Here is a 13,282-nt window from a genome sequence, read left to right on the forward strand (position 1 = left end):
CCGGCTGCGGGGCTGGCCTTGCGCTCGGCCAAGCCCTTATACTAAATGCCACGCCTCGACGACTCTCCATGCAATGACCTCGCCAGACACCCGCCAGCCGCTCCGTTTTGCAGACTTTCTTTGGCTATGCCTGGGGTGCCTGCTCATCGCCATCCTGGCTTTTGCGGTCTATGTCTGGACGGAAAGGCGCATCGACCAGGCCAATGAACAGCGCTATCTGTCCCACAATATGGTCGATGAACTGCGCCAGTCGTCGGACGACCTGACCCGCATGGCGCGCAGCTTCGTGGTCACCGGCGATGAGCGGTATCGGCTGCATTATCAGGAAATCATCGAGATCCGCGATGGCCGCGCTGCGCGTCCGCAAAGCTACGACAATGTCTACTGGGACCTGGTGCTGGAGCCGACGCGCCGTCCGCGCGCCGCCGGCGCCGCCATCCCACTGCTGGAGATGATGCGCCGGGCCGGATTCAGCGGCGAGGAAATGGCCCACCTCTCGGCGGCCAAGCAGCAGTCGGACCAGCTGACAGGCACCGAGCACGCGGCCATCGCCATGCGAGCCAGCGCCGGCGCGCAGGTGCCTGCCGCCGCCGTGGCCATGCTCTACGACGGCGCCTACCATCAAGCCAAGGCGGGCATCATGCGGCCCATCGCCGAAGTCAACGCCAGCGTCGACCGGCGCACCCGGGAGGCCGTCGAGGACGCGGCCTTCGACGCCCGCATCGCCCGTGCCGTGTTCGCGCTGATCTCGCTGCTGCTGGTGGTGCTCCTGTGGCGCACCAAGCGCAACCTGGACGCGGCACTGGGCTGCGGCGTCGATCAACTGCGCGCCGCCATCGAACGCCTGGGCCGGGGCGACTTCGCCGCGCCGCTGGCGGTGGCGCCCAACGCCGGCAACAGCGTCTGGGGCTGGCTGGCCGAAACCCAGCAAAGCCTGGCGCGGCTGGACCGCGAACGCGAAGCGGCGCTGGAGCACATGCGGCGCGTCAGCCGCCTGTATTCGGCGCTCAGCCTGTGCAACCAGGCCATCGTGCGCTGCCGCAGCGAGACCGAACTGTTCGAACAGATTTGTCAGGCGGTGGTCACCCACGGCGGCATGGCGATGGCCTGGATCGGCACGATCGATCATGCCAGCGGCAGCATCACAAGGACCGCCGCCGCCGGCAGCGGCACCGAATACCTGGCCAACCTGCGCATCTCGCTGGACGCCGACGTGCCGCAGGGACAAGGCCCGATCGGCCTGGCCTTCCGCAGCGCCGAGCCCTATTGGTGCCAGGACTTCGTCAACGCGCCGGAAACGACGGCCTGGCATGAGATCGGCGCCCGCTACGGCTGGGCGGCGTCGGCGGCGATACCGCTGCGCCGCAATGGCCGCGTGGTCGGCATGTTCTCGCACTACGCCAGCACGATCAACGCCTTTGACGACGAGGTACGCACACTGTTGCTGGAAATGCAGCTGGATGTCGAGTTCGCGCTGAAGAACTTCGACCAGCAGGCCGACCGCAAGCGGGCCGAGGAACGCATACAGTACCTGGCGCACTTCGATCCCCTGACCGGCCTGCCGAACCGCGCGCAGCTGCAGGAGCACACCCACCTGGCACTTGCCATGGCGCGCCGCAACCAGGCGCCGTTGGCGATGATGATGCTGGACCTGGACCACTTCAAGGACATCAACGACTCGCTGGGCCACAGCGTCGGCGACGAGTTGCTGTGCGAACTGGCCAAGCGTCTGCGCGGCGGACTGCGCGAACAGGACATCGTCGCGCGGCTGGGCGGCGACGAGTTTATCTTCGTGCTACAACAGGTGAATGCCGACGAAGCGGCCGATGTGGCGAGCAAGCTGCTGGAGCTGATCGACCAGCCGTTCCGCGTCGGACCGCACGACCTGAAAGTGACGGGATCGATAGGCGTGGCCATGTACCCGGCCGACGGCGCCGACATGGAAACCCTGCTGCAAAGGGCCGACGCCGCCATGTATCAGGCCAAGAACAGCGGCCGGCATGGGCTGCGTTTCTTCACCGCCGCCATGCAGCAGCGCGCCGCGCGCCACCTGCAACTGGTCAACGCGCTGCGCTATGCACTGGAGCGCGAGCAAATGCATGTGGTCTACCAGCCGCAGTTATCGCTGGACGACCGGCGCATCGTCGGCGCGGAGGCGCTGCTGCGCTGGAGCACACCGGAACTGGGGCCGGTGTCGCCGGCGGAATTCATTCCAGCCGCCGAGGAAAGCGGCTTGATACAGTCGATCGGCAGCTGGGTGCTGCGCCAGGCCGTGCGCCAGGCGCGCGCCTGGCTGGATCAGGGCCTGCCGCCGGTCGTCATGGCGGTCAACCTGTCGGCGATCCAGTTCCGCAACCGCGAGCTGCCGGAGCTGATCTCGCGGATACTGGAAGAAGAAGGCCTGCCGCCCGAATACCTGGAGCTGGAGCTGACAGAGGCGGTGGCGGTGAACGATCCGCAGGGCGCGATCGCGATCATGAACGAGATGCACGAACGCGGCGTGCGCATGTCGATCGACGATTTTGGCACAGGTTTTTCGTCGCTGAGCCATCTGAAGAAGTTCAAGGTCTACAAGCTGAAGATCGACCAGTCCTTCGTCCGCGACATCAGCACCGATGTCGAAGACCGGGCCATCGTCAGCGCCATCATCAACATGGCGCGCAGCATGGGGCTGAAGACGATCGCGGAAGGCGTGGAAACCATCGAGCAACTGGCCTTCCTGCATGAACAGCACTGCGACGAGGTGCAGGGCTATTACTTCAGCAAGCCAGTGCTGCCGGCGGCGTTCCAGCAGCTGATGCTGGAATCGATCCGCCCCGGATAATCAGCAGGCCGCGTGGTTGACGGTGATCACATGGATCGCCAGGCCGCCCAACGAGGTTTCCTTGTACTTGGCCTGCATGTCGGCGCCGGTCTGGCGCATGGTTTCGATCACTTCGTCGAGGCTGACGAAGTGGGTGCCGTCGCCCTTCAACGCCAGCGAGGCGGCGGTGATCGCCTTGACCGCGCCCATGCCGTTGCGCTCGATGCAGGGAATCTGCACCAGGCCGCCGATCGGATCGCAGGTCATGCCGAGGTGGTGTTCGATGCCGATTTCGGCCGCGTTCTCGATCTGGGCGTTGCTGCCGCCCAGCGCCGCCACCAGCCCGGCCGCCGCCATCGCGCAGGCTACGCCCACTTCGCCCTGACAGCCGATTTCGGCGCCGGAGATCGAGGCGTTACGCTTGCACAGCATGCCGATGGCGGCCGCCGTCAGCATGAAGTTGCGCACGCCGGTGACCGGGTCGCTCGGTTTGCAGTCTTCCGCGTAGTAGCGCAGCACCGCGGGGATGATGCCCGCCGCGCCGTTGGTCGGCGCCGTGACGACACGGCCGCCGGCGGCGTTTTCTTCGTTGACCGCCATCGCGTACAGGCTGACCTGATGCAACGCGTCGTGCGGCAAGTCGTTGGCGCGGTTGTCGGAGGCCTTGGCGTCGCTGGCCTGCTTCCACAGATTGGCGGCGCGGCGCTTGACGTTCAAGCCGCCCGGCAGTTGGCCCGGCGTGTCCAGGCCGTGGGCGATGCAGTCGTGCATGACCTGCCAGATCTTGTCGATGCCGGCGTTCACTTCCTCGTCCGTGCGTTTGACGTTTTCGTTCGTGCGCAGCATCTGCGGGATGGTCAGGCCGGTGCGTTCGCCGTGGGCCAGCAACTGGTCCATGGTGTCGAAGGCGAACGGGATCGCGGCGGCGGGCGCGCTGCCCACCGTCGGCGCGGCCTGGTGGGCTTCGCCCTCCTCTTTAATGAAGCCGCCGCCGACCGAGTAGTACACCTTGCCGAAGGTGCTGCCGTCGGCGCGGGTCAGCGTGAAGCGCATGCCGTTCGGGTGCTCGGCCAACGATTCGGCCATGTGGAAGATCAAGTTTGTGCCGCGCTTGAACGGCACTTTGTGGGCGCCCAACAACAAAAGCTCACCCGCCGCTTCAGCTTTCGCCAGTTGCGGGTCGACGCTGGTCGGCACCACATCCTGAGGGGTTTCGCCCATCAGACCGAGGATCACCGCCTTGTCGGTGGCGTGGCCGATGCCGGTCAGCGCCAGCGAGCCATACAGCTCGGCGGTGACGCCGGTGACGTCGTCCAGCGGAGCGCTATCGAGAAGAAAACGGCGGGCCGCCACCATCGGTCCCACGGTGTGGGAACTCGACGGCCCGATGCCGATTTTAAACAGGTCGAATACGCTCATGTCCATCAGTTGTCTCGCTTTTTTATAGTGGGTTGAATTATGCCGCTTTGCCCAGGTGGACATCGACGTTGGCCAGCATGTCGGCGACCATCTCGTCAACGCCGATGCGGGCTTTCCAGCCCCAGTCGGCGCTGGCGGTGGCGTCGTCCAGGCTTTGCGGCCAGGTGTCGGCGATCGCCTGACGGCTGTCGGGTTTATAGCCGATCTTGAAGTCCGGCAGCGCACGGGTGATCGCCGCGGCCAGCTGCTCCGGATTGAACGACACGCCGGCCACATTGTATGCCGACCGCACCTTCACTTGCTCGACCGGCGCGTCCATTAATTCGATGGTGGCGCGGATCGCATCGGGCATGTAGATCATCGGCAGCGCGGTCTGCGGGCCGAGGAAGCATTCATAGCGCTCGCCGCGCAGCGCCGAGTGGAAGATGGCGATGGCGTAGTCGGTGGTGCCGCCGCCCGGAGGCGACTTGAAGCTGATGATGCCCGGGTAGCGGATCGAACGCACGTCCACGCCGTACTTGATGAAGTAGTACTCGCACAGGCGCTCGCCGGCCAGCTTGCTGATGCCGTAGATCGTGGTCGGATCCATCACCGTGGTTTGCGGCGTGTCGACGGCCGGGGTGTTCGGGCCGAAGGCGGCGATCGACGAAGGCCAGAAAATGCGCAGCGGCTTGCCGATGGCGCCGCGCTCACGCGCCACTTCCAGGATGTTCAGCAGGCCGTCCATGTTCAGCGTCCAGGCTTTCAGCGGCGCCGCTTCGCCGGTGGCCGACAGCATCGCCGCCAGCTGGTAGACCTGGGTGATGCCTTCGTCGGCGACCAGCGCCGACAGCGCGACCTTATCGAGCACGTTGAGCGTGGTGTAGCGCGCCGCGTTGTACAGATTGGTCGGGCTGATGTCGGCGGCGATGACGTTCTGCGCGCCGTGCTGGGCGGCCAGCGCCTCTACCAGCTCGCTGCCGATCTGGCCATTGGCGCCGATGACGAGGATGCGTACTTGAGTGTTCATATTATTGTTCCTGACGATTTTCATGTTTAGTTCTTCAGCAGGCCGAGCTCACGGCCTGCCTGTTCGAATGCTTTGAGCACGGTTTCCAGCTGCTCGCGGGTGTGGGCCGCGGACAGTTGGACACGCACCCGCGCCTGGCCCATCGGGACCACGGGGTAGAAGAAGCCGCTGAGCAGAACGCCCAGCTCATACATTCGTGCCGCGAATTTCTGCGCGACGGGCGCGTCGAACAACATGACAGGAACTACAGGGTGCGTACCCGGCTTGATGGTGAAGCCGATACGCTCGATCTCCTTGCGGAAGAAAGCGGTGTTTTCGTGCAGGCGGTCGCGCAGCTCGGTCGATTCCGACAGCTTTTGCAACACGGCCAGCGAAGCGCCGGCGATCGACGGCGCCAGCGTGTTCGAGAACAGGTAAGGACGCGACTTCTGGCGCAGCATGTCGATCACTTCCTTGCGCGCCGAGGTGAAGCCGCCCATCGCGCCGCCCAGGGCCTTGCCCAGGGTGCCGGTGATGATGTCGATGCGGCCCATGACGTTGTGGTGCTCGTGGGTGCCGCGGCCGGTCGCGCCCATGAAGCCGGAGGCGTGGCATTCGTCGATCATCACCAGCGCGCCATACTTGTCGGCCAGGTCGCAGATCCGGTCCAGCTGGGCGATGGTGCCGTCCATCGAGAACACGCCGTCGGTGACGATCACTTTATGGCGCTTGCCGGCGGCCGCCTGCAGCTGCACTTCCAGGTCGGCCATGTCGTTGTGGGCGTAGCGGAAGCGCGCGGCCTTGCACAGGCGGATGCCGTCGATGATGGAGGCGTGGTTCAGCGCGTCCGAGATGATGGCGTCGTTCTCGTCGAACAGCGGCTCGAACACGCCGCCGTTGGCGTCGAAGGCGGCCGCGTACAGGATGGTGTCTTCGGTGCCGAGGAACTTGGAGATCGCCTGCTCCAGCTGCTTGTGCACGGTCTGGGTGCCGCAGATGAAACGTACCGACGACAGGCCGTAACCATACTTCTCAGTTGCCTCGATGGCGGCCTGCGCCACCCATTCCTGGCCGGACAGGCCCAGGTAGTTGTTGGCGCACATATTGATCAGCATTCGACCATCTTCGCTCGTCACTTCCGCGCCCTGGCGCGAAGCCAGAACGCGCTCTGGCTTGTAGAGGCCCTGCTCGCGCAACTGGTCGAGGTTCTGTTGCAGGCCGCTGAAGAAGCTGGTTTTAGCTGGAATGGTCATGATGGGTCCCTGTGTGTGGTACGATTTCACCGCAATTACACTGCCTTATGCGAAATCCGCTATGTCGAACTAAAATTCAATATATCGAATTTTACAGAACACCAGTGCACTGCGCAAGCCATGCGCGCGCAGCGATTCACTTGAAATTTAGCCTATCTGCCGAATAAAACAATGAAAACTCCCGTTTCGACGAATGCCCCTCCAGAAGTGGGCGCCGCGCTCCAGCGGCTGCGCCTGGCCCGTGGCCTGACACTGGAAGACCTGTCGCGCATCGCCGGCGTCTCCAAATCGATGTTGTCCCAAATCGAACGTGAGAAGGCGAATCCGACCATCGCCATCACCTGGCGGCTGGCCAATGCGCTCGGCGTGCAGATCGGCGAATTGCTGGCGACGGCCGAACGGCAGACGGAGACCGTCCGCGTGATCGAGGCGCACGAGATCCCCACCCTGCCCGGCCATCACGCCGGTTACGTGCTGCGCATCCTGGGTCCGCTGGAACTGGCCAGCAAGTACGAGTGGTATGAACTGACGCTGGCGCCGGGTGGCGAACTGGCTTCGCAGGGACACGATCCCGGCGCGCAGGAGCACCTGACGCTGCTGCACGGGACAGTGGAAGTGGAGGTCGGACCGGACAAGAAGAAGATGAAGCTGGGCAGCACGGCGCGCTACCCGGGGGACCAGCAGCACATCATCCGCAACGTCGGCAAGACCGAGGCGAAGGCGCTGCTGGTGGTGATACACCGTTAATTGCTACCAGTTCGATTCACGCTCCGGCGTGGAGCTGATGCGGTGGATAGCCAGGTCGGCGCCCTGGAACTCTTCTTCCGGGTCCAGGCGCAGGCCCAGCGTGGCCTTCAGCACGCCGTAGATGGCGAAGCCGCCCACCAGCGCGATCGCCACGCCGAGCAAGGTGCCGCCCAACTGCGCGGCGAACGACACGCCGCCGATGCCGCCCAGCGCCTTCTGGCCGAAGATCCCCGCCGCGATACCGCCCCAGGCGCCGCACAGGCCGTGCAACGGCCATACCCCCAGCACGTCGTCGATCTTCCATTTGTTCTGCGCCAGGGTGAACATCCAGACAAACACGGCGCCCGCGATGCAACCGGTGGCCAGCGCGCCCAGCGGGTGCATCAGGTCGGAGCCGGCACAGACGGCCACCAGGCCGGCCAGCGGGCCGTTGTAAACGAAACCGGGATCGTTTTTCCCCATCAGCAGCGCGACCAGCGTGCCGCCGACCATCGCCATCAGCGAGTTGACGGCGACCAGGCCATTCATCTTGTCCAACGCCTGCGCGCTCATGACGTTGAAGCCGAACCAGCCCACCGTCAAGATCCACGCGCCCAGCGCCAGGAAGGGAATCGACGACGGCGGATGGGCGGCGATGGCGCCGTTCTTCATGTAGCGGCCACGGCGCGCGCCCAGCAGCAGCACCGCCGGCAGCGCGATCCAGCCGCCGACCGCATGCACCACCACCGAGCCGGCGAAGTCGTGGAACTCGGCGCCAAACGCGGACGCCAGCCATTCCTGCACGCCGAAGCGGTGGTTCCAGACGATCCCCTCGAAGAACGGATAGACCAGGCCGACCAGCAGCGCGGTGGCGATCAATTGCGGATGGAAGCGCGCCCGCTCGGCGATGCCGCCCGAGATGATCGCCGGGATGGCGGCGGCAAACGTCAGCAGGAAGAAGAATTTAACCAGCTCATAGCCGTTCTTGGCGGCCAGCACCTCGGCCGAGGAGAAGAAATTGACGCCATACGCGATGCTGTAGCCGACGAAAAAGTAGGCGATCGTCGATACCGCGAAATCCACCAGGATCTTGACCAGCGCGTTGACCTGGTTTTTCTTGCGCACCGTGCCCAACTCCAGGAACGCGAAGCCCGCATGCATGGCCAAAATCATGATGGCGCCAAGCAATATGAACAATGCGTCGGCGCCGTCTTTGTATCCACCCATCAAAATCTCTCCCCAAAATAATGCAAAAATTAGTTACGAGTATCGATAAAAGCAATAATCGTTCCAATTTGGTGCAAATTTTAAGTACTTGATTTCAAGGTGTTTTTATTTTGTGCATGAACTTGCACCAAGGCCGTGCGCACCGAAATAAGGCGTCATTTTGGTGCGCACGGTATTTGTGGTCAGATCGGTGCGCCGGGTGGGATAAGGGGCATGGCGCGCAGTTTGACGCTGCGCGGATCTGTCAGGTAGGCAGTAATCAGCCCTGCCGCCTGCTTGCGGCTGTCGGCGGCAACCCCTTTGCCGGGGTTCTTTTGCAGCCATTGCGCCAGTTCGCGCGCGGCCTGGCGCACTTGCGCGTCGACCTGGGGGTGCAGCTTGCCGCCATCGAGCAGATGCAAGGTGGCGTCGATCACCACCCAGTTGGCCGCCAGTTGCACCGCCTCGCCGCCGGCCACGGAGGCCGGCACCGGCTCGCGCTTCCAGGTCTTTTGTAGCAGCAGCGACAGCACTTCCTGCACACCGGGCTGCTGCGCATCGCGCGCGTGCTGCCAGGCGACGCGGTTGATGCGGGCCGGATCGAGCAGGAAGCCGACGGTCTGCGCGGCGCCCGCCTCGGCGACCGAGAAGGCGTCGAACACCGTATCCATGCGGGTGGCGAAGTATTCGCGGCTACGCTCATGGCCCATCGCCGGTGGCGTCAGGATATCGAGCACGCCGGCCGGCAGCGCCAGGTATTCGGCGCGCAGGCTGTCCGCCAGCCGGTTCAGGGCTTGGCGCTGCACGGCGGCCGGCGTGGCCTTGATGCCGGCCTTGGCCAGGCCGGCCTTGACCTCGCCGCTGCTGGCGTAATCGAAATCGCCGCCGCCGATCAGGCGCGCCAGCGCTTCGCCCTGGTAGCGTTGCAGCAGGTAGACCGGCACCAGCCGCGCTTCCAGTTCGCCGATCTGCCGGGCATCCGGCAGCACGTCGACCGAGAAGGTCTGCAGCGCGCGTTGGCGCACGGCGCCAAGTTGGTCCCAGGTCTTGATCGAGTCCGGGCCGAAGTCCCACAACAAGCCGTCCGGATGGCTGGAGCCGGGCGAGCGGTCGTCCTGGTCGCCGGAGTACAGCATGCCGGCCGCGCGCGCGTCGGCGCGCAGCTTGGCCAGCGCGGCCTGTTCCTGCGCACCGCCGCCGAAATCGCCGTAGATGTATTTGACGATGTAGTCGTCCCACGGGCCGACGCCGACGCCGTAGGCGTCGGCGATATCGACATTGCCCTTGGCGTCCAGCTTGAGGATGGGATGCGGATAGTCCATCACCGAGCCATTGCCCATGCGGCTGGCCGCGAAGTTGTGGGCAAAGCCCAGCGTGTGGCCGACTTCATGGGCGGCCAGCTGGCGCAGGCGCGCCAACGCCATCGCCTCGGCCAGCTTCTGCTTGTCGGCCGGGGCGTTCTTGCCGTACGGCGCGAGCAGGCTCTCGGCGATCAGGATGTCCTGGCGCACGCGCTGCGAGCCGAGCGTGACGGCGCCCCGGATAATCTGGCCGGTGCGCGGATCGGCCAGCGCGTTCCCGTAGGACCAGCCGCGCGTGGCGCGGTGCACCCAGTGGATCACGTTGTAGCGGATGTCCATCGCATCCACGCCTTCCGGCAGAAGTTCTACGCGGTAGGCGTCCTTGAAGCCGGCCTTCTCGAAGGCGCTGGCCCACCATGAAGCGCCGGCGATCAACGCCGAGCGCACCGGCTCCGGCGCGCCACGGTCGACGTAGTAGACGATGGGCTTCTTGACGGTGCTGAGCGCCGCCGACGGATCGGTTTTCTCGAGGCGGTGCCGCACCTGCCAGTGCACGTCGATGCTGCTGGCGAGCGGCGTGGCGAAATCGTAGTAGTTGACGTCGAAGCCGCCGGAATATGGGTGATAAGTGCGCGGTTGCCAGCCCGCCGCAGGCAGGCGCACCATGCTGATGCGCTGGCGCAGCGACAGGCTGTTGGCGTCGGCCGCGACCTGGCGCACATACTCGGCTTGTCCGGGGCCGCCAAATGTCAGCAGCGCTTCCAGTTCGACGTTGTCGGGGAAGGCCTTGGCCTGCTCCGCCAGCACCGCGCTGCGCGCCGCATCGATCTGATACGCACCCTGCTTGGTGGCGGTCAGCCGCGCGCCGACGCCGTGGCGATCCGCCAGCAGGAAGCTGGAGAAATCGATCAGATGGCGCTCGCCTTCGCTGGCAAGGATTTCGCCGGACCACAGCACGCCGCTGGCGAACGATTCGGTGACGGCGGCGCGTTCATCCTTGTCGGCCGAGGCGGCGATGAAGTTGGTATTTTCCTGCACGAGGAACAGGCGCGCACCGTGCCTCTCGAAATGCACCATGCGCATCTCGCCCGGTTGGCCGCGGTCCAGGCCAACGTCGTTCGAGCCCAGCGCATAAGGCAAGGAACTCAATAACAGAAAGGGTTGCTGCAGCGCCGACACGGACAGCAGCACCCTGCCCTTGTCCGTGTCGCGCCACAGGTCGATGAAGCCCGGCTGCGCTTGCAGGCCGCGCGTGACATCGGCGATCTTCTTTGCCGAAGGCGCGGGCGCGCCTTCGGCGGCTGCCGCCAGCGCCGGCGCCGCCGGCGCCACGCCCAGCATCAGGATGGCGCACAGCAGCGGCCCGGCGACTGGCGCGGCCCTCACTGCTGGCCTGCCGCTTTGACGGCCGCCGTCGCACCATCCATCTTCAACGCCCGGCTCAGGAAGCCCCAGCGGTCCGCCACTTCCTCGATCTGCTTGGTGGTCGGCTTGCCGGCGCCGTGGCCCGCCTTGCTGTCGATGCGGATCAGGATAGGCGCGGCGCCCGCCTGGTCGGCCTGCGCGGTCGCGGCGAACTTGAAGCTGTGGGCCGGCACCACGCGGTCGTCGTGATCGGCGGTGGTGATCATGGTCGCCGGGTAGCAGGTGCCCTTCTTCAGGTTGTGCAGCGGCGAGTACTTGACCAGCGCCTTGAACTCCTCGGCGTTGTCGGACGAGCCGTAGTCCGAAGTCCACGCCCAGCCGATGGTGAATTTATGGAAGCGCAGCATATCCAGCACGCCCACCTGCGGGATCGCCGCCGCGAACAAATCGGGACGCTGCGTCATCGCCGCGCCGACCAGCAGGCCGCCGTTGCTGCCGCCGCCGATGGACAGCTTGGCCGGCGACGTCACCTTGTGCGCGACCAGCCACTCGGCTGCGCCGATGAAGTCGTCGAACACATTCTGCTTCTGCAGCTTGGTGCCGGCCGCGTGCCACGATTCGCCGTACTCGCCGCCGCCGCGCAGGTTGGCCATCACGTAGACGCCGCCCATTTCCAACCAGGCCAGGTTGGCGACCGAGAACGACGGCGTCAGCGACACATTGAAGCCGCCGTAGCCGTACAGGTAGGTCGGGTTGCTGCCATCGAGCTTCAGGCCTTTTTTGGAGACGATGAACATCGGCACCTTGGTGCCGTCGCGGCTGGTGAAGAACTCCTGGCGGGTTTCAAACGCGGCCGGGTCGAAGTCCACTTTCGCCTGGCGATACACGCTGCTCTTGTTGGCCTTCAGGTCGTAGCGGTAGATGGTGGTCGGGGTGGTGAAGCTGGTGTACGAATAGAAGGTCTCCGCATCGCCACGCTTGCCGCCGAAGCCGCCCGCCGAACCCAGGCCAGGCAGCTCGAGGTCGTGCAGCGGCTTGCCTTTGAGGTCGAACACCTTGACCACGCTGTGGGCGTCGCTCAGGTAGTCCACCAGCAGCTGGTTGTTGACGATCGACGCCGACACCATGGTGCTGGCGGTCTCCGGCACGATCTGCTTCCAGTTCAGCACACCAGGCTTGCGGGTGTCGATGGCGACGATGCGGCCGCGCGGCGCATTGCGCTCGGTGCGGAACCAGAACACCAGGCCGTCGTTGCCGATGAAGTTATACGATGCGTCGAACTCCTCCAGCAACGGCACCACCTTGGCGTCCTTGCGCGACAGGTCCTTGTAGTAGACGCGGTTCTTGTTCTCCGTGCCTTGCGAAGCGGTGATGATCAGGAAGCGGCCATCTTCGGTGACTTCGCCGCCGAAGCCCCAGTCCTTGTGGTCGGGACGGTCGTAGACCAGCGTGTCCGCGCTTTGCGGCGTGCCGATCTTGTGGAAGTACAGCTTCTGGAAGTAGTTGACGTCGGCCAGCTTGGTCGCTTCCTTCGGCTCGTCGTAACGGCTGTAGAAGAAGCCGGAGCCGTCGTGCAGCCATGCGGTGCTGGAGAACTTGACCCACTTGATGTGGTCATCGACGTCCTTGCCGCTGTCGATGTCGCGCACCTTGATCTCGTTCCAGTCGGAGCCGGAAGCGGCGGTGCTGTAGGCGAGGTATTTGCCGTTCGGGCTCACCGCCAGGCCGGCCAGCGCGACGGTGCCGTCGGCGGCCAGCGTGTTCGGATCGAGCAGCATGCGCGGCACGTCGGCCAGCGTCTTCATCGTGTACAGCACCGCCTGGTTTTGCAGGCCGTCGTTGCGGCTGTAGAAGTAACGGCCGCCTTCCTTGAACGGCACGCTGAAACGCTCGAAGTTCCACAGCTTGGTCAGGCGGGTCTTGATGGCGTCGCGGCCGGGGATCTGCGACAGGTAGTCCTGGGTCAGCTTGTTCTGCGCGACGACCCAGGCGTGGGTCTCGTCGCTGTTGGCGTCTTCCAGCCAGCGGTAGGGATCGGCCACCTTGACGCCATGGTAGTCGTCGGTCTGGTCGACGGTGCGGGTGACCGGGTAGTTCATGCCGGGGCCGGAAACGGCGCAGGTTTGGGCGGAGGCGCTGTGCGCCAGCAGCACGGCGGCCGCCAGGGCCGCGCATTTCAAATGCTTCATGCGAAAGTCCATAAGATCGAAGAATATTCGGA

At 65.0% G+C, this 13,282-nt stretch carries 8 protein-coding genes; 2 read left to right on the forward strand and 6 right to left on the reverse strand.

Features of this window, described 5'->3' with window-relative positions; genetic code table 11:
* Window positions 1-73: 73 nt before the first annotated feature.
* Window positions 74-2,824: a putative bifunctional diguanylate cyclase/phosphodiesterase gene (locus AC1RMD_RS07860; protein ID WP_492925314.1), complete on the forward strand. Its 2,751-nt coding sequence runs from the start codon at window positions 74-76 to the stop codon at window positions 2,822-2,824.
* On the opposite strand, the gene AC1RMD_RS07865 is transcribed toward AC1RMD_RS07860, so the two are convergent.
* From AC1RMD_RS07865 to kbl, 3 genes are read right to left on the reverse strand one after another with little or no spacing between them, the layout of a single operon-like run.
* On the reverse strand, window positions 2,825-4,228 hold the full coding sequence (locus AC1RMD_RS07865) for an L-serine ammonia-lyase (protein ID WP_492925316.1): 1,404 nt from the start codon (window positions 4,226-4,228) through the stop codon (window positions 2,825-2,827). It abuts the gene before it with no gap.
* A 31-nt stretch (window positions 4,229-4,259) separates the two neighbouring features.
* On the reverse strand, window positions 4,260-5,231 hold the full coding sequence (locus AC1RMD_RS07870) for an NAD-dependent epimerase/dehydratase family protein (RefSeq protein WP_492925318.1): 972 nt from the start codon (window positions 5,229-5,231) through the stop codon (window positions 4,260-4,262).
* Window positions 5,232-5,257: 26 nt separating this feature from the next.
* Window positions 5,258-6,463 (reverse strand): glycine C-acetyltransferase, encoded by a 1,206-nt coding sequence (gene kbl, locus AC1RMD_RS07875; RefSeq protein WP_492925320.1) that lies wholly within the window; start codon window positions 6,461-6,463, stop codon window positions 5,258-5,260.
* A gap of 171 nt (window positions 6,464-6,634) precedes the next feature.
* Between kbl and AC1RMD_RS07880 the strand changes: the two genes are divergently transcribed.
* Window positions 6,635-7,210, forward strand: a complete 576-nt coding sequence (locus AC1RMD_RS07880) for an XRE family transcriptional regulator (protein ID WP_020703322.1) — start codon at window positions 6,635-6,637, stop codon at window positions 7,208-7,210.
* A 3-nt stretch (window positions 7,211-7,213) separates the two neighbouring features.
* Here AC1RMD_RS07880 and AC1RMD_RS07885 read toward each other — a convergent pair whose 3' ends face one another.
* From AC1RMD_RS07885 to AC1RMD_RS07895, 3 genes are all read right to left on the reverse strand, one after another.
* Window positions 7,214-8,416 carry an ammonium transporter gene (locus AC1RMD_RS07885; protein WP_492925323.1) on the reverse strand — a complete coding sequence of 401 codons (1,203 nt, stop codon included), beginning with the start codon at window positions 8,414-8,416 and terminating at the stop codon, window positions 7,214-7,216.
* 182 nt (window positions 8,417-8,598) lie between these two features.
* Window positions 8,599-11,082, reverse strand: coding sequence for a zinc-dependent metalloprotease (locus tag AC1RMD_RS07890; protein ID WP_492925325.1), 2,484 nt, complete (start codon window positions 11,080-11,082; stop codon window positions 8,599-8,601).
* Window positions 11,079-13,250 carry a prolyl oligopeptidase family serine peptidase gene (locus AC1RMD_RS07895; RefSeq protein ID WP_492925327.1) on the reverse strand — a complete coding sequence of 724 codons (2,172 nt, stop codon included), beginning with the start codon at window positions 13,248-13,250 and terminating at the stop codon, window positions 11,079-11,081. Before AC1RMD_RS07895 ends, AC1RMD_RS07890 begins: the two co-directional genes overlap by 4 nt.
* Window positions 13,251-13,282: the final 32 nt, after the last annotated feature.

Source organism: Duganella sp. GW822-FHT06D06 (assembly GCF_058799615.1).

Coding starts and splice junctions, on each gene's coding strand:
- kbl (WP_492925320.1), bottom strand. CDS start 6,463: ATGACCATTCCAGCTAAAACCAGCTTCTTCAGCGGCCTGCAACAGAAC.
- AC1RMD_RS07860 (WP_492925314.1), top strand. CDS start 74: ATGACCTCGCCAGACACCCGCCAGCCGCTCCGTTTTGCAGACTTTCTT.
- AC1RMD_RS07880 (WP_020703322.1), top strand. CDS start 6,635: ATGAAAACTCCCGTTTCGACGAATGCCCCTCCAGAAGTGGGCGCCGCG.
- AC1RMD_RS07895 (WP_492925327.1), bottom strand. CDS start 13,250: ATGAAGCATTTGAAATGCGCGGCCCTGGCGGCCGCCGTGCTGCTGGCG.
- AC1RMD_RS07865 (WP_492925316.1), bottom strand. CDS start 4,228: ATGGACATGAGCGTATTCGACCTGTTTAAAATCGGCATCGGGCCGTCG.
- AC1RMD_RS07885 (WP_492925323.1), bottom strand. CDS start 8,416: ATGGGTGGATACAAAGACGGCGCCGACGCATTGTTCATATTGCTTGGC.
- AC1RMD_RS07870 (WP_492925318.1), bottom strand. CDS start 5,231: ATGAACACTCAAGTACGCATCCTCGTCATCGGCGCCAATGGCCAGATC.